This is a genomic window from Pseudoalteromonas sp. S3431 (assembly GCF_000690035.1).
Classification (GTDB): domain Bacteria; phylum Pseudomonadota; class Gammaproteobacteria; order Enterobacterales; family Alteromonadaceae; genus Pseudoalteromonas; species Pseudoalteromonas fuliginea.
The window spans coordinates 1-21,325 of record NZ_JJNY01000092.1 but is presented as its reverse complement, the minus strand read 5'-3'; the positions used below and the strand labels follow the sequence as shown (position 1 = coordinate 21,325).

The window sequence follows — 21,325 nt, the reverse complement described above, 5'->3', positions numbered from 1 at the left end:
TGCGACTATTTTAGCTGAGCTTGTGTATAAGCGTCATTTCTTAGCCACCTTAACATGTTTGGATAACCGTTTGGGTGATTGGGCTGTTCACACATAAACCATGAATATAAAAGAGAGTAACCAAAACCAGTGCTGTTGGTAAAGGCCTCGATTAAGTTATCAGATGCCCCTTTATAACCCTGTTCATGAAATAAAATATCCGGGGCGATATTTAAATAGCAAGCTGCTGCCCACGACCAAGCTATTGCAGTCATTTCTTCGGCCGCTTGATGATCATGGTTTTTCATATCCCCTGTTAAACAAGTTCTTGTCGCTTCTGAAGTAACTGCAATATGACCTGCTTCATGAAGAATATCACCTGAGTATAACAGTTTTTCTAAATCAAGTAATAAAGTGCCTTGTTCTATTTTAAGGCCGGGTAAAAAAGTCTTTTCGTGTAACGTTTCATACCGGTGGTTTATACCTATATCAGTAAGAAAGGCTAAAATATTTTCAACCTCAGTTAACTGCTTATCTGTATTGTGTTCAGTGCTAATAGTCATAATGATTTGAGATTACTGTTAGTGACTAGCCAATGTTCAAATTCTTCAATACTTTGGCTTTGATAAAGTGCTGCAGTTGTTTCATGGTATGGCAGCGTTAATGAATCTAATAGCTCTGTCCATAATGCCCATTCATCGTCGGTAATACTAAATGAGTGACCGGATTTAGTTGCTTGTGCACGCTCAAACATACGCTTTACACCAGGCAATCCCAAGTTATTGAGATCTGTAAATCTTGCCAATTCAGTTACCGTCTTAATGATACTTTTTATTGGGAATGTAAATATAAAGTCTGCACTGTTAGGTGTTATGTATTCATAATGAATAGCTTCACCACCACGAAGCTGCGCATCATGAGGTAAAAAAATAAGCGGTATATTTAAACTACATTGATTTTCCGTTAGTTTATGGTGTTTGTATACTTGAATGTCGGTTGTTAGCTTGAGTCTGTAATTAGTATCAACGCCATTTGGGATCAGCATACTGCCTTTAAAGGTGGATGTATCCCCTGCATTTAAACGCCTTGCTTCGTCGATGTTTAAGCAATAAAACTCTTTTAGGAGTATGTTAGTGGTAATACTCCCTTCTATAGACATTAAAGATTTAAAAGGTGTTAGCCATGCCTTTAAAGAAACATTTTGTGGGATTAAGGTGCCAGTATTATGCAAGTATTGGCATAAATGAGAGAAAATGAACACTTGAGGCTCTCGCTTTAATAGCGCTGTCATAGTTTCTGAAATAATGATGTCAAATTGCTGAGAGGGGGGCGCTTGCCAACAAGTTGCGTCATCACATGTAATTGCAACAATGTTTTGGGTGATTGAAAAGTGCTTTACTAGCTTTTTAATTGCACTGATGTTTTCTGGGTGAATGTCAATGAGTGTGACTTTTATACGTGAGTTTGTGGCAAGACTTAAGTAAGGAATAAGTAACGTGCCATAAGGCCCCGTACCAGCATAAAGAATATGAATATCATCAGTCTTTGCCTTTAAACGTTCTTCAATGGCGAGCTTAATACCTTGCATAAATATTTGTGTGCGAAGAGTCTCTTCAGTGCATTTAGCTGCTTGTACAGGAGAAATTGCAACGCCTTGGGACGTATTTTCATCATTCCAGTCATTCATATCTAAGTCAGTTGAAATAGACGTAATATTCCCTAAGTAATTTTTTAAATCGTTGATAAAAGGCTTCATCAACCCCGCATCGGCTGGCTCATTTAGCAAATGTGTAACCGCATTACGGTATCTGTTCAGTAACTCAGTATCCATATCGCTCCCTGTATTTAGCTAAAAAAATCGTTGCTCGCAATAATATAGCACTCTATTCTAATAAAGTTTAGATTGTGTTAATAAATCAATTTAAGGAGTTTTACTTGCCTAAAATCAGGTAAGGAAAAGGAGTTATTATGCAAAATGAGTTGATAGTAAAAGTGCCACCTCCGCACACAATAACGCAGAGTACACTTCCTTGTTATAAAGAAACTGGGCGCTTAGGTCTATTTCAATTAAAGCGAATGTGGCACAAAGTACAGTTACAAAAAAAAGGCTGTGCGGATAAAAAAATAATAGAAGATGAATGGTCGCTTGATGTCATGATTATGGACACTTTAGGCTTAGGGCTCACACCGACTATAGAGTCTATTTTTGCGAGTGATAGTTTTTTCGAATTTGAAAGTTGGGTAAAAAAAACGCATGGTAGAGCTATTTCAAACGCAAAAATAAATCAGCTTAATAAAAACATTGTTTCATTTTTTGAGAAAACAGACATAAAAAATGAAACAGTATTAGTAGAGACGCCTCGTCACTATATTTTAACGCCAGTGCATTGGCAAAGCTGGGATGATAATGGTTATGTTATTATTCCAGAGTTGGTGTCAAAAAAATTATGTGAAGACGTTTGTAATATGCTTTATGAACGTTTGAAAATGGATAAAAACAACCCCGCTTCATGGTATAGCTGTCATGCGCTTAAACAGGGGGTTATGGTACAAATATTTAATGATATAACCATGCAAGTTATACGTTCTCTTCCTCAAGTTCGAGATGTTTTTGAGCAACTTTGGGGGAGAAAAAACTTAATAGTAAGCACTGATAGGGTTAGTTTTAATCCACCGCAGACAGAAAGTTGGCAGTTTCCTGGGCCAAATCTTCACTGGGATATAGACTTTAATAAACCACTCAACTTTGCAACGCAAGGGTTACTGTACCTTACTGACGTTGCCGCTGAGCAAGGTGCGTTTAGTTGTGTACCTGGCTTTCATAAAAAAATAGATGACTGGCTAGCTAACCTACCTAAAAATACTAATCCACACTCTTTTAATTTCGATAAATGCAACAGCACTCCATTAGCGGCAAAAGCAGGTAGCTTAATTGTTTGGCGAAATACATTACCTCACGGTAGCTGTCCAAATAAGGGAAGTAGGCCTCGTATTGTACAATATATAAACATGACGCCATTAAAAATAAGTAGCTAAAGACTCGCTATGAGTAATAAATAATGCAGTGTAATAGAGTGTAATATTTTTTATCTTTAACTTGTGCCAAACTTATAGGTAGTTTGTTAAAAATAAATTGATTGGCTTTAGGGTTTTAACACAAGATATTGATTTTTAAAGAAATATAGCCATAAAGGTTGCGTTCTATACCTTATGGACTATTATGTTGTCTGAATCTAGTGTTAATTAATGACATAATTTTATATTGTAATAAAAGCTCAAAGGAATGTTTAAGTATGAAAAAACATAGTCTACAGCTTACGCCGTGCTCACGGCGTACAAAACCAAAAATCAATCATTTAAAGCCTTTATTTAAAATGCAATTAGAGTCATGTGCTAGAGCCGTTATAGCAAGTGAAAATAGATCAACATACGGCAACAATATAAATACAGAAATCGATTTCATACCCACCCTGTACACACTTTTTTTAAGATTAAATACTTGTTCATTCTCTTTGTTTGGGAAGAAATAAATAATGAATGATGACATATTTATTTCTGAAGTTGTTAATGCCGATGAAAATATAACCTCTCCAGTCATTTTGTTTGCCCAGCTTGATATATTTTATAATATAAAAAATATGGCAGACGATTTAGTTGTAGCAAAAAAATTGGAATGGGTTGAACATGTTAACACTCAATGTTATCAGGGCAGTTGGGATGTATTGCCTTTAAGAGTCCCTGTAGAGCACGCTGATAAACATGTGATTCTGCAATCTTTCGCAATTGAACCTAGCTCAGATTTTATCGATGGCGACCACCTTCAATATTTACCTTATGTTCGTGAATTATTGTCACAATTTAAATGTGATATTTTATCTGCACGGCTTATGCGTCTTTCCCCTAACTCTTTGATTAAACCCCATCGAGACCTTGGATTGAGTATTGACCTATCTGCTCAAGCACGTATTCACATTTCTCTAGAGGCATCCGAACATGTTGAGTTTTTAGTAGATTGTTTAGAAGTTCCAATGAGTCAGAACAGCTGTTGGTATATAAATGCCGATGCAGAACATTCTGTAGTAAATAACGGCGATACACCAAGAATCAACCTTGTAATAGATTGCAATGTCAATGAGTGGCTATTGAGTTTAATCATAGAATCTAAAAATAAAGAATATTGCTGTACAAATCAAGCTAAGGAGATAAATAGATGATGAAGCTTAATATCCCAAAAGGCCTAAACATAAGACCGTCAAATGCAGCAGATAAACCATTTTTAGAAAAACTGCATAGTTCAATGCGACAAGATTTACAGTTAATTGACGGTGAGAAAGATTTTGTAGAGTCAATTGTAGAAATGCAATTTAAAGCACAAACACAAGGGTATGGAGATAAGTTCCCCAATGCAATGTACTTCATTATAGAAAAGCACCATGAAGCGATAGGTAAAGCAACCATTGATTTTGGCCCAAATGAAATTCGAATCGTCGATATTGGCTTTTTACCAAGTGCGAGAGGGCATGGTTTTGGCTCAGCGATAATCCAATCGTTTCAAAGTGCTGCACTACAATCTGGTGCACCTTTAACACTGACCGTTGAGCAGCGTAATTTTTCTGCTAAGCAGTTGTATGCGCGTTTAGGGTTTCAAGTTGAATCAATTAGCCCACCATATGAATTTATGGTGTGGTACCCGCACCCAGTGAAGTTAATGAGCGGTGTGTAACTAAGTAAAAGTAAGCATAGGGGTTTAATATGGAAAAATTTACGTTTGAAAATGTTGAAAGTGCACAAGGGTCAGTTGTCAAAGTTGTAGGCCAAAATGGTGAAGTAGAGTTAGAAGTTTCATCGGTTACAAAATCAAAACTTGATGGTGACGAATGGAATGCATTTAGTGTGTTGTTAAACGGCAAGGCCAATGAGCCTCTAAGCCAAGGTACCTATAAGCTCGAGAATGAGGCCTTTGGTGAAGCTGAATTGTTTTTATCGCCAAATAGTGAAACTGAGTATGAGATACACATTGCTCAAAAGAGATAGTTGGCGTGTTAAGTCAATTAATTAAGTAAATTATCCGTTTAAAAAAGTGAGTAAGGAGATTTATATGGCTGATCCGTTTACGTCAGAAATACGGCCTTTTGCGTTTAATTTTGCGCCTGAAAATTGGGCATTTTGCAATGGGCAAGAGATACAGGCTACCCAAAATGCCGCTTTATTTGCATTACTAGGCACCCAGTTTGGTGGTAATGGGGTGAGTAATTTTAAATTACCGGACCTACGAGGGCGAACGCCAATCGGGCAAGGAATTATGAAAAGTGAGCCAAGTAGACTATTCACGGCAGGTGATCAGTATGGCGTGGAAAATGTCACGATCAGTGTCGCTGAAATGGCTGGCCATTCTCACAGTGTGCAAGCGACCAGTACCGAGGCAGTAAGTATCCCAGCTTTTACAGATAGAGTGTTTGCAAGTTCTAAAGATCTCAAAGGTACTGCTACTGAACCATTTACGTATAACTCAGCGGTAAATCTGACTGGGCTGGCGCAAGACGTCGTTTCTAGCGCGGGTGGTGGTCAGTCGCACACTAATATTCAGCCTTTGTTAGCACTGAATTTTTGTATTGCGCTTGACGGTATTTTCCCAGCAAGAAATTAATAAGGAGAAAGCATGTCTGAATCATTTATTGGTGAAATAAAAATGATGGCCACGACCTTTGCACCGCGGAAATGGGCAATGTGTAATGGCACCATTATGGCGGTAAATCAAAACCAGCCTTTGTTTGCGCTTATAGGTGCGCAATACGGGGGAGATGGACGCTCATCGTTTGCGCTACCTGATATGAGAGGGCGTATCCCCGTTCATTTTGGTCAAGGGCCGGGCTTACAAAACTATCCACTCACAGCTAAAGTGGGTGTAGAGGACGTTACCTTACAAACGAGTCAAGTCCCTTCGCATACTCATAGCTTACAGGCAAGCAAGAACAGTGCAAACGCATCTACTGCGATTAGTAATGTGCTTGCAAAAAGCCCTCAAGGTGAATTGGCGTACTTAAATGGAGCAGTAACAGGTGAAGTACAAAAAATGAGCGAGTCAGCTGTTAGAACTGCCGGAGGTAATGCGTCGCATAATAATATGATGCCTTATCTGGCCATTCACTTTGTTATTTGCCTCCAAGGCATTTTTCCATCAAGAAACTAGAGGAGAATAAGAGATGGCAGACTCATTTATTGGAGAAATTCGTATTTTTGGCACAACGTTCAGTCCTCGATATTGGTCAATTTGTAATGGCCAAATTGTAAGCATTGGACAGATGTCAGCAGTCTTTAGTTTATTAGGGACTAATTTTGGAGGTGATGGTAGAGCAACATTTGGCCTTCCCGATTTAGCAGGCCGTGCACCTATGCATGCAGGGCAAGCCCCTGGCCTATCTTTGCGTCCATTCTCTTATTTTGGCGGGTCAACTCAAGAGACATTGGTCGCATCTCAGCTACCTGAGCACACACACAGTATTTCAGGAGTACGTCAGTCAGGTGACACCGCAGAGCCAACTAACAATAAGCTGTCAATTGACACTGGGGCAACAGGCGGCACACTGAGATATACCGCACCCCTTGATAGTGATATAGGCTTAATGGATGACTCAAGTTTTGCTACCGCTGGTGCTGGGCAGCCACATGAGAATATGCAACCTAGCTTAGCGCTAAACTTTTGTATTGCGCTGGACGGGATTTATCCACCAAGAAATTGATGTATGAGAATACAGGTTTTAGTTTGCAATCTGTATTCTACATATGATGAAAAAACGATTATGTTTGTGCAGGGAATAAGTTATATGTTGTTTGAAAGAGCTCTGTTGGTTGTAATTTACTTATGTTGAAATACCTTAATTGGCATATTGTTTTCAGTTGTTTAATTATAGCTGTGTGCTTATTTGCAAAAGATGTATCTGCTCAGGCGAATTTAGACAAGCTGCAATTTAAAAGCTCTAAAGGTAGTGTTGTATTTGCCAAGTATGACAGTGATTTTTTGATTGATGATAGAGGTATAAAGTACGCATTTAACAAAAAAATAATAATACTCTCTTTGCTATCAGTAGATGAAATTTCACAGCTACATGATGAAATAAAACAAGTTCAAGTAATCGCTAGTATAGGAAATAGATTGGTTTATTGGGTAACACCTAGAACCGAATATTTTTTTGATGTTTATTTAGCGTTAAGCAAACATCAAGATGTGTTAGAAATCGAACCTGATATCGCACCTGTTACAAAGTTAATCACTTCAGGTACAAGAGTACCGACTAGCAATACACTTACACCACAAAATGCCCCTTTGTGCGATAAACCAGAGAATACTGTGCGGGTTGCAATTATTGATGACGGCTTTGACTTTACTCACCCAGAGTTTGATGATTTAACAGTATTGTTTGAATATGACCCTGATGAAAAAACATTGGCAACCAGTGCTAAAAACCCAATTGATTACCATGGCACACGCGTTGTTGGAGTTATCGCTGCCAAGCAAGATAATGTAGGGGTTGACGGCATTGCACCGACCAGTGAAATAATTGCTATAAGGCAAGTTTCGACATGGTCATCTTCTTTAATATTGGCATTTCAGGTCGCTAAATTGATGAAAGCTGATGTTATCAATTGTAGTTGGGTTTTACCGTTTTTATCTAGTATTACGTCACTGGTTATTGAGGATATAGCTTCAGCATCAAATGCACCTACTATTGTTGTTTCTGCGGGGAATTCCGGTGAAGAATCATGTGAAATCAATCAGTTGTCTGCATTAGGTTCAGTGGTTGTGGTAGGGTCAATAAATAAAAATGGAGAGATTGCACCGTTTTCTAATTATGGACAATGTGTTGATTATTATGCTCCTTCTTCAATTGCATCAACGTCACGGAACGGGTATGCAAATTTCGGCGGGACCTCGTCATCGGCCGCTATTGTTTCAGGTATCGTGGCACAGCTAAAAGCATGCGGAGTTGAACACCCGTTAACAAAATTAACAATGGTTGAAAATATTTATGCGGCTCATAAAATTAAGAAAAAATAATATAAAGAGTGTAATTTTGACTAGATTAGAAGGTAGTGAGATTAATGAGTTCTGAAACGGAACAGTTAAATTTTAGCAGCACGCATAGTGACAATTTCCCAAAAATATTGGCTCAGTTGGGGATATCGTTGATTGTGACAAGTTATCAATCACAACGTGTCATTTTAGTGCGCTCTAATAATGGCAATTTAGAAACAAAATTAAAAGCATTTCCAAGACCTATGGGGCTTTATGCTGACGAAAATAGGATCACGCTTGGAACACTAAATCAAGTAATCGACTTTCAAAGAACACCAAATGGTTATGCAGATGTCATTAATGGCGACCTTGATAGTTATGAAGAGTTACCAAAAAAATTACAAGATAATGAATTGCGAGATATAGCCAAATTTCGTGAAGAGTGGGATGAACAAGTCCAAAGTGTAAAGGCAGCCGACAGTTTGTTTATTGAAAGAGCGACGTTATCAACCGGTATGATTAACATCCATGATATTTGTTGGGGTAATGATGGCTTGTGGGTAGTTAACTCGATGTTCTCTTGTTTAAGTAAGTTAAGCCCTGACCATAGTTTTATCGCTGCTTGGGTGCCGTCGTTTATTTCAGATCTGAAACCAGAAAATAGATGCCATTTAAATGGTATGGCGTTGTTAGATGGTGTGCCTCGTTATGCTACGGCCTTTAGTGAATCCGATACAGCGGAGGGCTGGCGTGAAGAACTAGGAGAGAAAGGGGTACTTATTGATGTCGTTGAAAATAAGGTCATCAAATCAGGTATCTCAATGCCGCATTCGCCAAGGTGCCACGCAGGTAAAGTGTATTATTGTGCATCTGGAGATGGCGATATTCATGTCTACGATCCAAAATTAGGTACTAGTCGAGTTTTATGTGAGTTGCAAGGCTTTACAAGAGGGATGACGTTTTTTGGTGACTTGATGCTTGTCGGTACGAGTACATTACGTAAGTCAGAAGAGCATATTCGTTTCAAAGCAAACCCCAGATTATTGGATGGGCAAAGTGAATGCGCAGTATGGTTAGTGAATGTAAGTACAGGTGAGGTAATTGGTAATTTAACTTTTTCAGGTGAAGTAAAGCAAATTTACGATATTGCGGTTGTACCGAATAGCATAAAGCCAGAGCTATTTCAAAGCTCAGACGCGTTGTCTAGCCATATTTTTGAATTTTGTCGAGGGTAAGTATTATGAAACATTTGAGCTTAAATAAAACCTTTTTAGGCGTTGCAATTTCTGCCGTAATTGCTAGCGGAGCTTATGCAGAAACAGTAACTGAAGGTGTAGATTTAAAACAATTTTCAAAAAAATCAGCATTAGAAACAGAGGGTGAAATAGTTGTTGATGTAGAGTCAAAAAATCCCTTTTCGGCATTTAGTCGAGGGGAAAAAGCACAATCACACTTAGTAAACTCAGATATAAATAATACATTAAACTTTTTAAAAGAGCAGGGGTTACTCGAAACTAATGAACAAAAAGTAAGTATTGTTACGGGCGATAATACACAGGTAAAAAGTGACTTACTAATAAGAAAGGTGTTTGCAAGTGCAAACTGTACACTACCTGGCGGAGCATGTACCACTATAAGTTCTTCTAGCTGTACCTTGAGAGGTGGCAGTGTTGGTGCTTGTGGGTCATCTCCAGAAATAGATGTTGAAGAAAGTGGAGCGACAACTGTAAGTGAAGATTTTGGCAGTGTAGCAGCAGATGGAGTAGCAACTACAACAAAAACCTTTACGGTAAAAAATGAAGGCACTGGTAATTTAACGACTACGGCTGTTTCTATAACAAGTGGTAGTAGCGACTTTTCAATTACAGGCGGTACATGTGCTACGAATGGTCAAACATTAAGCTCAGGTATGCAATGTACGATACTTGTTACTGTACAAACGACAACGGTTGGTGGGATATCAGGTAATTTAAGAATTAGCAACACTGATGCAAATGAGAGTATGTATAATGTGTCTTTGAGTGCCACAGGTACTTCTACAAACTCAGCGCCTGTTGTTGATTTAAATGGCACAATGACTCCAGGTACAGGGAGTTTTTCGGCGTTTTCTGAAGGCAGTGGTGCTGTAAATATTGCGCCCGATGCTAGTGCCGCTGATAGTGATGGCGATACAATAACAACAATAACCGTTGCATTAACAAACGATCAAGATGGCACCTCAGAAGGGCTTAATGCTTCAGCGGCTGCGCAAAATGCACTTGGTGGTATATCAGGTGCCTCAGACATTACTCTGCAAGATACAATTTCGATAACGGGTGCATCTGCAACCGTTGCTGAAGTGACGACCTTTTTACAAGCAATAACGTATAATAATACCAGTGCAACACCCAACACAACTTCGCGTACAGTGTCAGTTGTTATCAATGATGGCACTGAAAACAGTATTAGCCGTACAGCGACAACTTCAGTGGCTAACCTTACAGCGGCTAGTTCTACAGCGGCGGGTTTTAGTACCTTAGATGGTACAAATTTAAATCCGGCAATTACGTTTAGTAGTGATAACGAAACATTAACGATAAGTAATCCATCACATATTACAGGTTCAGTGGCTGACGGTGGTACTGGTACAGATACCATTCACGTTCCGACTGGATCCGATTTAACGGCTTTTACTACATTAACAGGCTTTGAAACATTATCAGTGCCTAGCAGCGTCACTTTAACGTTAAGTGAAGCGCAGCATGAGCAATTTACAACGATTTCGGGGAGCGGGGCTCCTGTCTTTACGATTACAGCAGGCAGTGGGGGCGATGCAAATTTAACGGCAAATAGCACCATCGCAACATACGTTTTAAATACACCAGTTTCATTAACGCTTGTAGACAGAGACCAGTCTGTTACAGGCAGTAATTTAGCTGATTCAGTCGATATTTCCAACTTTTCGTACCGAGGAACTCTCGATGGTGGGGATGGCACCGATACACTTACGCTAGCTAATGGCGCGAGTTTAGCGGCGGCAACGATTTCGAACTTTGAAACACTTAATTTGAGCGGCGGCGTATCTGTCACGATGAAAGAAGCGCAGCATGATGCGTTTTCTACAATTTCAGGCGCAGGTACAGATCAAATTACCATTTCAGACGCAACTAATGGTTTAATTGCTGCGAATGATATTGAAACGTATGTGCTCGGTAGTGCAAACACAATTACCTTATCAAATGGCTCACAAAATATAACAGGCAGCACGGGCAATGATACGGTAAATATTGCAGGTTTAACGGTTACAGGTACACTCAATGCAAATGGTGGTACCGATACATTAAGCATGGCAACAGGTGCCGACACCACAAGTGCTACAGTGTCTAGTTTTGAAAACTTAACCCTTGCAACAAACTCATCGGTGGCTTTATCTGCAGCGCAAGTGAGTACATTTACAGGCACTATTACAGCGTCTGGCGCTGAAACGATTACGGTTTCGGGTGATGGTAACTTTACAACACTTAGCAATATTGAAACGTTTAACGTTGGTGATGATTCAACAAATACACGAACAATTACGTTAGGTTCTTCGTCTGTCAATGTGACAAGCGCATCAACAACCGATGCAAATACGTTTGATGTCAGTGGATTAACGTTTACTGGAACAATAACAGGTGAAGCAAGCGTTAATGATACGCTATCTATCAGTAATACGGGGGATATTACTGGAGCAACAGTTTCCAATATTGAAAACCTAACACTTAGCAGTGGTGCACGGGTTTCAATGACGCGTTCGCAACACGCCGGTTTTACAGGCACTATATCTGCAATAGGTTCTGAAACAATTGATGTTTATGGCGATGGTGATTTTTCTACTTTCAGTGATGTTGAAACTTACAACGTATTTGATGATTCTTCAAACAGTAGAACAATTACGATAGTCTCAGCGACCCAAAGTATAATAGATAGATCTAGTAACACAGCAATGACCTTTGCACTTGGTGGCGCAGGCTTTAGTGGTTCATTAACCTCAGAGCTAAATGCTGCAGATAAGGTGAGTGTTACTGACGGTGCTGACGTGACTTCTGGCTCATTCTTTAATATTGGTACATTAAGCTTAGCCTCTGCAGCAACAGTAGCAATTGATGTTAATAATATTAATGATTTTAATACTGCAATTACAGGCTCTGCTGGCGCTGATACGCTAAAACTGATGGATGGTGGTATTTTTAATTTTTCCAGCACCACGGTATCGGGTATTGAGAATCTGGCAATCGGCACGAATAACAACACGACTATCACCTTAACCGATAATTTTAATACTGATGCTGGCGTTGTATCTTTTTCTAATGCTAGTGGCAGTGCTATTACAGCTGCAGTGACCCTGGATGCAAGTGCATTTAGCGCCGACATTTTAACCATGACCTCATCAGATTTTAATGGTGATGATGTACTTAAAGGTGGCTCTGGCGCCGATACTTTACGCCCAGGCGCTGGTACAGATACGCTAACAGGCAATGCAGGTAATAATAATTTTGTAGGTAGCTCATCACAATTATCAGGAGATACAATTACCGATTTAGCCGCAGGCGATCGTATTACTATTACCGGTATCACAGGGCTTTCGGCCAGTAACGTTCGTTTTAATGGCACGAGTACATTAGAAGTAGATACCAACGCCACCGATTTTAATATTTCTGAACTTACTCTTTCACTTACTAATGCGCCTGGTAATGATTTGGCCTTTACGGTTGCTGATAGCGGATCAGATTCCGTTATTACATTTGTTTCAGCAAATTCTGCGCCTACATTTAGCTCGCTTAATGGCGGTGCTACGTTTATCGAAGGTTTAAGTGCAGTGAGCATTGATAGCGATATGACAATTGCAGATGCTGAACTTGATGCACTTAACAGCAACGCAGGGGATTACAACAATGCTAGCTTAACTATTCGCCGACGTGGCGGTGCGAGTGCCGAAGATCGATTTGGTCATTCGGGGCTATTAGGGACGTTAATTGAAGGTAATACATTTAGTTATAACGGTAATAATGTAGGGACAGTTACCACAAACTCGGCAGGTACTTTAACGCTAACATTTAATAGCAATGCTACTTCTGTAATTGTAGACTCTGTTGCGCAAGCAATTACCTACGCCAATAACTCAGATATTCCTCTAAATGCAACTGTGCTTGACTATACCTTTAATGATGGTGTCGTAGATAGTACAGGTACTAATCAGGCATCAGTTACAATTACCTCGGTTAACGATGCGCCTACTGTATCAGCAGTCGGGGCTAATCCAACATTTACAGAAAATGGCTCACAAGTTGGTATTTTCTCTTCAGCCTCTATTAATGCTATTGAAAGCGGACAAAATATTGAGCAAATATTACTGACGGTAAGTAATGTAAAAGATATTGGCAATGAGTTCCTTCAATTTGGCACTGATGTTATTAGGCTAGAAAATAATGCATCCGGTACATATTCGGGGTCAGTTAATTTTAGTTATGTTGTCACTCTTAGCGGTTCAAAGGCAACGGTAACGATTGTCGCCTCAGACACTGCGGCCGTATGGCAGAACTATGTTCCTTTCTTAGCTTATAAAAATACGAGTGAATCACCGACAGAAGGAGATAGAGTTGTAACGCTAACGTCTATAAAAGATAGCGGTGGTACATCTAATGGTGGTGTTGATAGATCTACAGGTAGTTTTGGTTCTTCTACGGTTAAAGTAGTGGGTGTAAATGATGATCCAACAGACATTACTTTATCGGCAACAAACATCAATCAATCTTTAGTGTCTTTGGGCGCTGATGTTGGGACTTTAAGTACAACGGATCTTGATGATAGTACGCATACTTACACATTGGTAGCTCCTAGTTCATCAGCCAGTGGTTCGTGTTCATCAAATAGTGGTAACAGTAGCTTTCAAATTAATGGGAGCGTGCTAGAAACTCAAGCCGCCATTTCAGCAGGCACCTATATAGTATGTGTGCAAGCGGATGATGCTTCGTCATCGTTTAAAAAATCATTCACAGTAACGGTGACTGATAATATTGCACCGACAGGGCACAGCGTTTTAATAACTCAAGATACGATTACTCGAGATAATGAAGCCGCGTTAGGTTTTACTCTAAATGGGCTTGAAAGCAGCGGTTCATTTACTTACAAAGTGACTGATGGCTCTAATGAAATTATAGGTAATTCTAGAGCAATAACGGGAGCTTCAGCTCAGGTTACGGGTGTTAATGTAACCACTTTAAATGAAGGTACACTTACACTTTCGGTGACAGTATCAGATACCGCTGGGAATGAAGCCAGCGATGTAACGGCAACAATTGTTAAAAGCTACAACATTAAACCGGTACTATCAGGTACGCCATTGGCGACAATAGATGAAGATTCTCAATACAGCTTTACCGCAACGCTCACTGATCCGGATACAAGCGACATACATACGTTTAGTATTACTAATAAGCCAAGTTGGGCAACATTTGATACGGCCACAGGTTTACTGTCAGGAACACCCACCGATCAAGATGTAGGTACCTCAGCGAATGTCAGTATAAAGGTATCCGATGGTACTGAAGATAGCGCAGCGATGATATTTGATATTGAAGTAAAAAATACCAATGATGCGCCTGTAGGTCAAAACTTTGTATTTAGTTTAGATGAAGGGGCATTATTTGCAGCCATCCCTGTTAATGGTGTATTAAGCAATGCCACTGATGATGACCTTGATAGCGGTGATACATTCACTGCAGTGAAAGTGACAAACCCGTCATCGGGTACGGTTACGCTTAATAGCGACGGTAGCTTTAGTTATCAACATGATGGCAGTGAAAGCACGTCTGATAGTTTCACCTACCAGGTAGAAGATGCCGCAGGAGACAAGTCAGCAGTTCAGACGGTAAGCTTTACCGTTACGCCAGTAGAAGATGCCCCTATTGTGGTTGCCGACTCTATAACAACTGATGAAGATACTCCTGTTACTTTTAGTGTTGTTAGTAATGACAGTGACGCTGAAGATAATATGGTTGTATCTTCTGCTGCGATAGTGGACGCACCGACTAAAGGGCAAGCTAGTATTGCAAATGGAATCGTAACTTATACACCATTGAGTAATGTATCTGGTACAGATTCATTTACATATACAGTAAAAGACAGCACGGGTTTAATATCTGAAAAAGCGACTGCATCGATTACTATAACCCCAGTGAATGATGCGCCGATTGCTATTAACTTTAATGAGATGGTCGATGAAGATACACCAACTTCTGCACTTTCAATTAGAAGCAACGCTACCGATATAGAAGATACTATTCCAACGGGTGATATTAGTGTTGTAGCACAACCATCCAAAGGGTCAGTGAGTGTTGATCAAAATGACGGTACTTTAATTTATACACCTACAGGCAATGAAAACGGAAGCGATACATTTACTTATACGATAGCCGACAGCAATGGTTTGGCATCAAATACAGCCTCTGTCACGGTAAATATAGGTGCGGTGAATGACCGTCCGGTTGTCGTTAATGATGCAGTGACGACCGATGAAGATACTGCAACCAGTGTGGCTATTTTAGCGAATGATTCAGATGTAGAAGACCAAGGTTTTAATGGCGCAAATGTGCTGTTAGAAAATAAAGGCGATGGTGCAGGTGAATATGATTTTGCCAGCGTAAGCGTGAACCTTGATGGTAGTTTAGCAATTACCCCTAAAGCAAATATAAATGGGGTTCACAGTTTTACTTACACCGTTACTGACAGTGAAGGACTTACTTCGCTACCAGCCACAGTTACACTGAGTATTACGGCGATAAATGATGCCCCAGTTGCCGTTGATAACACTGCACAGTTACAAGAAGAAGGGCAGTTTGAGGTCAATGTTCTGGGTAATGATAGTGATGTTGATATTGGTGATAGCCTTAACGCGAGCTCTGTAACGATTGTTACTAACCCTGCAAATGGATCCGTGAGCGTATCAGTAACTGGTGCAATTGTTTACACGCCTCAAGCGAACTTTTTTGGCGATGATAGCTTTACCTATACGGTTGAAGATAGCAACGCAGCTGTATCAAATATAGCGACAGTGACTATGAGTGTCGCTCCCGTGAATGATAAACCGATTGCCGTTGCGCAATCGCAATCACTGGATGAAGATGGCTCAATACTACTGACGTTAGTTGCAACAGATATAGATCAAGACACGTTAAGTTACCGGATAGTCAATACGCCAAGCAAAGGAACTTTGGTACAGCAAAGTAACGATAGTTGGCTTTATACGACGAATGAAAACATTAATGGTACAGACAGCTTTACGTTTGTGGCCAACGATGGTGAAATTGATTCTGATGAAGTCACTGTATCGTTAATTATCAATGCAATTAATGATGCACCTACGGTCGCTGGGCAAGTACTTTCAACAAATGAAGATACAGCGCTAACGGTTACTCTATCGGGTAATGATATTGAAGAGCAGTCTCTAAGCTATCGAGTGGTAACTGAGCCTGCTAATGGCAGTACGACCTTAACCGGTAACATACTTATTTATACACCAAACAGTAACTTTAATGGCAGTGACTCTGTGAGCATTGTGGCTAATGATGGTGAGCTTGATTCAGAGTTTGCACGTATTTCGATTTCGGTCGACAGTGTTAATGATGCACCGTTGATAAGTGGGATACCTGCGGCATCAGTGAACGAAGACAGTGAGTATTTATTTATCCCGATAGCAAGCGATATGGATAATGATACGCTGACATTTAGTATTAGTAATAAACCTAGTTGGGCGAGCTTTAATAGCGAAACCGGAAAATTAAGTGGTACGCCACTCAATGCGCAGGTAGGTAGCTACAGTAACATCGTTATAAGTGTTAATGATGCAACAGTGACTCAAAGTTTAGCGCCATTTAATATTACGGTTATTAATACTAATGACGCACCAACAATCACGGGTACGCCGACAGCACAGGTTAATGAAGAAGAGTCGTACAGCTTTACACCAAGTGCACAAGATATGGATGGGGATGCATTAACCTTCAGTATCAGTAATAAGCCAAGTTGGGCTAGCTTTAATAGCGCAACAGGGCAACTTAGTGGCACACCAGTAAGAGAAAATGCAGGTCAATTTACTAATATTGTTATTGCAGTAACTGACGGACAACTTGAAGCACGCTTACCTGCATTTACAGTAACAGTAAATAACACAAATAAAGCCCCAGTGTCGCAAAGTATGATGTTAGATGTTCTTGAAGACGCTTCCATTACTTTTGCTCCAGATGTCTCAGATCTTGATGACGATATACTTACGCTAACAGCCATATCGCAGCCTCAATTTGGTACTTTAAGTAAGCAAGGCAATGTGTTTACGTACTCACCAAATGCGAATTACTTTGGTATTGACAGTTTTACGTACATTGTAAGCGATGGTACAGAACAATCTGCAATCGCTACTGTAAGCTTGAATGTTATTTCAGTGAATGACAGACCGGTTGCAAATCCTGATGTATTCTCATTAGATATAAATGAGGAAAACACGTATTTATTGGATGTATTAGCCAATGATACCGATGCTGATGAACAACCATTGAGTATTATCGGTGCAAGCGCGAGCGTGGGTAGTGTAACAATTGAAAATGGTGTGATTGCATATAAATCGCAAGCGAGTACACAAGGGATTATTCAGATTAGTTACCTGATTGAAGATCCAGATAAAGCAAGAAGTAGAACGACTGCTAAATTAACGTTGAATAAACAAACAGATGATGTGCCAACGATTGAAACACCGGTTGATTTGGATATTAATGCTAAAGGATTGTTCACTAAGGTGGATTTAGGTGTACCGCTTGCTACTGACAATCAAGGTAACCGATTGGCAGTATCACTCGTTGATTCAACGTCACTGTTTACTCCTGGAAGTCATTTGGTCTATTGGCAGGCTTTTGACAGTAATGGGCTTGAAGCAATTGCTACACAGAGCATTAATGTTAATCCGCTTATTTCTTTAAGTAAAGATAGCCAAGTAGCAGAGGATCAAACATATCGCTTTAATGTATTTTTAAATGGCGAGTCACCGACCTATCCAGTAACAATTCCTTATACTGTTTCAGGTACGGCCAACAGTGCTGACCACGATTTAACATCAAGTGAATTAGTTATTGAAAGTGGCGTCCAGGGGCAAGTAAGCTTTACTGTTTTTGCTGACTCAGAAATTGAAGGCAACGAAACAATTATTGTTTCATTAGCGAATACGTTAAATCTGGGTGCGAGATCAACGGTTAATATTACGATTGTTGAAGATAATGTAGCACCTACAATCTCTACATCGATTAAGCAAAATGAGGAAGCTAGATCGCTTGTCGCGATAGGCGAGGAGTTAGTCACTATTACTGGGGTCGCAGAGGATATAAACCCAAGTGATAACGTAACACTAAATTGGTTATCACAAGATGATCAGTTAACTAATACCAGTACAAATGAGGGGGAATTTGTTTTTTCAACACAATCACTTGCTCCGGGTATTTATAAAGTGTCAGTGACGGCTGAAGATGACGGTGAACCAAACTTATCAACAACAAAAGAAATCTATGTTGAAGTAGTGCAGTCTCTTGCTACCCTCGATTCGGGTGATTCTGATGGCGATCTAATACCGGATGACCAAGAAGGCTTTACTGATACTGATAATGACGGCATACCAGATTACCTAGATGCTATTAGTCAATGTAATGTGGTACAAGGTCAAGTCAAAGACAGTGACAAGTTTTTAGTTGAAGGCGAGCCAGGTGTCTGTGTTAGAAAGGGCGTGACTGTTGTACAAAATGTGACAGGAGGGGTTCAATTATTAGAGAGTGAATTACCAGCCGACGCTAACGCATTAAATATTGGTGGAGTATTTGACTTTATTGCGACAGGGCTTCCAAACCCTGGAGATACCTACAGTATTGTATTTCCACAAAGAAAGCCAATCTCACAAAATTCCACTTATAGGAAGTTTAAAGAAGGCCAATGGGTTGATTTTGTATCTACAGCACAGGACCAAATATTATCTGCTGCGGGTGAACCAGGTTATTGCCCACCACCAAGAAGTAGTGAATGGACGCAAGGCCTAGCGGAAGGCGCATGGTGTGTGCAACTACAAATTGTTGACGGTGGTCCAAATGATGATGATGGAAAAGCAAATGGCTCTATTGTAGATCCTGGCGGTGTTGCTGTTGTGCGTACAACGAACCAGTTACCACAAGCAAATCAAGATGAAGTAACGATAGGTGCAGGTGAATCTATTACTATTGATGTGCTAGAAAATGACACAGACATAGATGGAGATGCATTAACACTGACGGGTGCGACGGTTGATTTTGGGCAAGTGAGTATTATTGATAATCAGATACTTTATACTCCGCCTACATCATTTATCGGTATTGCGACCATTGAATACAGCATTACTGATGGACAAGGAGGAACATCTAACAATAATGCTAAGGTTAACTTGGTGGCAAATAATGCACCAACAGCAATATTTGATACAGCTAGCACCACCGATCGCGTATCAATAGAAATTGATGTACTTGGTAATGATACTGATATTGATATGGATGAATTATTTATTATTAGTGCAGCGGCAACTTATGGCACTGTATCAATTAATATTAATGGCACTTTACAATACATGCCAAAGGTAGGTTTTGAAGGTGTTGATACTGTCGACTATACAATTAAAGACAGTAAAGGAGCTAAATCTTCGGCACAAGTTGAAATTACCGTTAGTGCAGTAAAATCAGTTTCTATTAGTAATAAGTCATCGGGAGGAAGTATGGGAGGCGTTGGGTTGTTGCTGATTTCAATGTTGGTATTTAGCCGTCGAAAGTCATTGTTTCCAAGTTTTGCGATAATTACTACAAGTTGCTTAATAAGTGGCAGTGCACTCGCTGATGCATGGTCTTTTGAGGGAACTGTAGGTCAAGCTAAAGCTAAGCATTCTTTGGCAATAACGGACAGTGATGTTAAGACCATTTCAGTTGATGATAAAGATACTAGTTGGTCAGTGGGCGCTTACTATGAGCTAGCTCCTAATTGGGAAGTTGCAATACGGTATATTGATTTAGGGCAAGGACGTGTTGAATTAACAGCGGATACAACAACACCAAATGACCTTCATAATGACTACGCGCGTTATGCTCCAATCTTACCAAAAGGTGTTGCCACGGAAGTCGGTTATTTATTTATGCCTGCTGAATCATTTAGTACTAAGTTGTTTTTGGGGGCTTATCGCCATCAATATAAAATACAAAGTGATATAACCAATGGTGCAACGCTAGAGTCTAAAAAGCATACGACCAAGCTTTATGCGGGTGGTTCAGTTGGGTATTCGATTTATAAAAATACCGAGTTACTACTCAAGTATAGCTACTATAAAGTGTCAAAAAACGATGTAAGTGAGCTATCTGCTGGCGTTAAAGTCCGCTTTTAAAGTCACTCTTAATAAATCAGCGCGCCATTAAGGGGCGCTGATTTTAAGTATTATTCAAAAAGTATCACTAAGTTGTTTTGTTTCTATTGAAGAATCCTGAGTTCGTGGTATGTTTCTCGCAATCAAAAAAATAATAGGAATTCACACATGCCAAAGGCGAGTGATGTTAAAAAAGGTACTGCTATTGATTTTAATGGCCGAGTGCTAGTTGTAAAAGATATTGTGCGCTCTGTGCCGCAAGGCCGTGCTGGTGGCAGTTTATATCGAATGCGTTTATACGATGTAGTAACTGGCAGCAAAGTGGATGAAACATTTAAAGACAGCGATATGCTAACGCTTGCTGATTTAACACGTCGCGAAGCAATGTTGTCGTATATTGATGGCGACGAGTATGTTTTCATGGATAACGAAGATTACACGCCATATAACTTAAATAAAGATGCTATTAGCGAAGAGATTCAATTTGTAAATGAAGAAACCCAAGGTGTGCATGTTATTGTCATTGACGGTGCACCAGTAGGCCTTGATTTACCATCAAGTGTTGAGCTTGTTGTTGAAGAAACCGACCCTTCAATTAAAGGGGCTTCTGCAAGCGCTCGTTCAAAACCTGCACGTATGTCTACAGGCTTAAATATTTCTGTGCCTGAGCATATTTCAACAGGTGACCGTATTCGTATAAATACTGTTGAACATAAATTCATGGGCCGTGCTGAAAAGTAAGTTATAAACTTTAAAAAAGCCGAGCCTTAATTTAGATGGCTCGGCTTTTTTGTATGTAAGAGGTTTATTGCTGTAAATTCGGTAATCCCCCCATTTTTAATGGAGGCTATCTGTAGAATTTCCGTTGTTTAACTTTTCCAGTTTTTGTATGGGTGTTATTCCAC

Annotated in this window: 13 protein-coding genes; 11 read left to right on the top strand and 2 right to left on the bottom strand. The window is 39.8% G+C overall.

The features are described 5' to 3' along the window. Window positions 1–5 precede the first annotated feature (5 nt). Both DO88_RS02150 and DO88_RS02155 read right to left on the bottom strand, forming a co-directional pair. Window positions 6–542, bottom strand: coding sequence for a hypothetical protein (locus DO88_RS02150; RefSeq protein ID WP_050482472.1), 537 nt, complete (start codon window positions 540–542; stop codon window positions 6–8). Further along, entirely contained in the window at window positions 539–1,810 is a 1,272-nt protein-coding gene (locus DO88_RS02155) for a class I SAM-dependent methyltransferase (RefSeq protein WP_007377723.1), read from the bottom strand. The genes DO88_RS02150 and DO88_RS02155 overlap by 4 nt, the downstream gene beginning before the upstream one ends. 137 nt (window positions 1,811–1,947) lie before the next feature. Here DO88_RS02155 and DO88_RS02160 point away from each other — a divergent pair, with 137 nt between their 5' ends. The 11 genes from DO88_RS02160 to efpL all read left to right on the top strand — a co-directional run bounded on the left by DO88_RS02160 (window position 1,948) and on the right by efpL (window position 21,161). Continuing rightward, the gene (locus tag DO88_RS02160; RefSeq protein WP_033040819.1) at window positions 1,948–3,015 is read left to right on the top strand and encodes a phytanoyl-CoA dioxygenase family protein; all 1,068 of its coding nucleotides are present in this window, start codon (window positions 1,948–1,950) and stop codon (window positions 3,013–3,015) included. 497 nt (window positions 3,016–3,512) lie between these two features. After that, window positions 3,513–4,193 carry an aspartyl/asparaginyl beta-hydroxylase domain-containing protein gene (locus tag DO88_RS02165; protein WP_007377725.1) on the top strand — a complete coding sequence of 227 codons (681 nt, stop codon included), beginning with the start codon at window positions 3,513–3,515 and terminating at the stop codon, window positions 4,191–4,193. Then, window positions 4,190–4,702, top strand: a complete 513-nt coding sequence (locus tag DO88_RS02170; RefSeq protein WP_084166042.1) for a GNAT family N-acetyltransferase — start codon at window positions 4,190–4,192, stop codon at window positions 4,700–4,702. Before DO88_RS02165 ends, DO88_RS02170 begins: the two co-directional genes overlap by 4 nt. A gap of 29 nt (window positions 4,703–4,731) precedes the next feature. Beyond that, a complete protein-coding gene (locus DO88_RS02175; RefSeq protein ID WP_007377727.1) occupies window positions 4,732–5,013 on the top strand; it encodes a DUF6916 family protein in 282 nt (93 codons plus the stop codon). Between the two features lie 64 nt (window positions 5,014–5,077). After that, window positions 5,078–5,626, top strand: coding sequence for a phage tail protein (locus tag DO88_RS02180; RefSeq protein ID WP_007377728.1), 549 nt, complete (start codon window positions 5,078–5,080; stop codon window positions 5,624–5,626). A gap of 12 nt (window positions 5,627–5,638) precedes the next feature. After that, window positions 5,639–6,169 carry a phage tail protein gene (locus DO88_RS02185; protein ID WP_033040817.1) on the top strand — a complete coding sequence of 177 codons (531 nt, stop codon included), beginning with the start codon at window positions 5,639–5,641 and terminating at the stop codon, window positions 6,167–6,169. Between the two features lie 13 nt (window positions 6,170–6,182). After that, window positions 6,183–6,719, top strand: a complete 537-nt coding sequence (locus DO88_RS02190; RefSeq protein WP_007377730.1) for a phage tail protein — start codon at window positions 6,183–6,185, stop codon at window positions 6,717–6,719. 122 nt (window positions 6,720–6,841) lie between these two features. Further along, window positions 6,842–8,035, top strand: coding sequence for a S8 family peptidase (locus DO88_RS02195; protein WP_033040815.1), 1,194 nt, complete (start codon window positions 6,842–6,844; stop codon window positions 8,033–8,035). Window positions 8,036–8,079: 44 nt separating this feature from the next. Then, window positions 8,080–9,228 (top strand): TIGR03032 family protein, encoded by a 1,149-nt coding sequence (locus DO88_RS02200; RefSeq protein WP_232224833.1) that lies wholly within the window; start codon window positions 8,080–8,082, stop codon window positions 9,226–9,228. 5 nt (window positions 9,229–9,233) lie between these two features. Then, window positions 9,234–20,441, top strand: coding sequence for a tandem-95 repeat protein (locus DO88_RS02205; RefSeq protein ID WP_033040813.1), 11,208 nt, complete (start codon window positions 9,234–9,236; stop codon window positions 20,439–20,441). A 147-nt stretch (window positions 20,442–20,588) separates the two neighbouring features. Next, entirely contained in the window at window positions 20,589–21,161 is a 573-nt protein-coding gene (gene efpL / locus DO88_RS02210) for an elongation factor P-like protein EfpL (protein WP_007377734.1), read from the top strand. Window positions 21,162–21,325 lie beyond the last annotated feature (164 nt).

Bases quoted from the DNA above. Each gene is read 5' to 3' on its own strand.
- DO88_RS02150 (WP_050482472.1), bottom strand. From the start codon at position 542: ATGACTATTAGCACTGAACACAATACAGATAAGCAGTTAACTGAGGTT.
- DO88_RS02155 (WP_007377723.1), bottom strand. From the start codon at position 1,810: ATGGATACTGAGTTACTGAACAGATACCGTAATGCGGTTACACATTTG.
- DO88_RS02160 (WP_033040819.1), top strand. From the start codon at position 1,948: ATGCAAAATGAGTTGATAGTAAAAGTGCCACCTCCGCACACAATAACG.
- DO88_RS02165 (WP_007377725.1), top strand. From the start codon at position 3,513: ATGAATGATGACATATTTATTTCTGAAGTTGTTAATGCCGATGAAAAT.
- DO88_RS02170 (WP_084166042.1), top strand. From the start codon at position 4,190: ATGATGAAGCTTAATATCCCAAAAGGCCTAAACATAAGACCGTCAAAT.
- DO88_RS02175 (WP_007377727.1), top strand. From the start codon at position 4,732: ATGGAAAAATTTACGTTTGAAAATGTTGAAAGTGCACAAGGGTCAGTT.
- DO88_RS02180 (WP_007377728.1), top strand. From the start codon at position 5,078: ATGGCTGATCCGTTTACGTCAGAAATACGGCCTTTTGCGTTTAATTTT.
- DO88_RS02185 (WP_033040817.1), top strand. From the start codon at position 5,639: ATGTCTGAATCATTTATTGGTGAAATAAAAATGATGGCCACGACCTTT.
- DO88_RS02190 (WP_007377730.1), top strand. From the start codon at position 6,183: ATGGCAGACTCATTTATTGGAGAAATTCGTATTTTTGGCACAACGTTC.
- DO88_RS02195 (WP_033040815.1), top strand. From the start codon at position 6,842: ATGTTGAAATACCTTAATTGGCATATTGTTTTCAGTTGTTTAATTATA.
- DO88_RS02200 (WP_232224833.1), top strand. From the start codon at position 8,080: ATGAGTTCTGAAACGGAACAGTTAAATTTTAGCAGCACGCATAGTGAC.
- DO88_RS02205 (WP_033040813.1), top strand. From the start codon at position 9,234: ATGAAACATTTGAGCTTAAATAAAACCTTTTTAGGCGTTGCAATTTCT.
- efpL (WP_007377734.1), top strand. From the start codon at position 20,589: ATGCCAAAGGCGAGTGATGTTAAAAAAGGTACTGCTATTGATTTTAAT.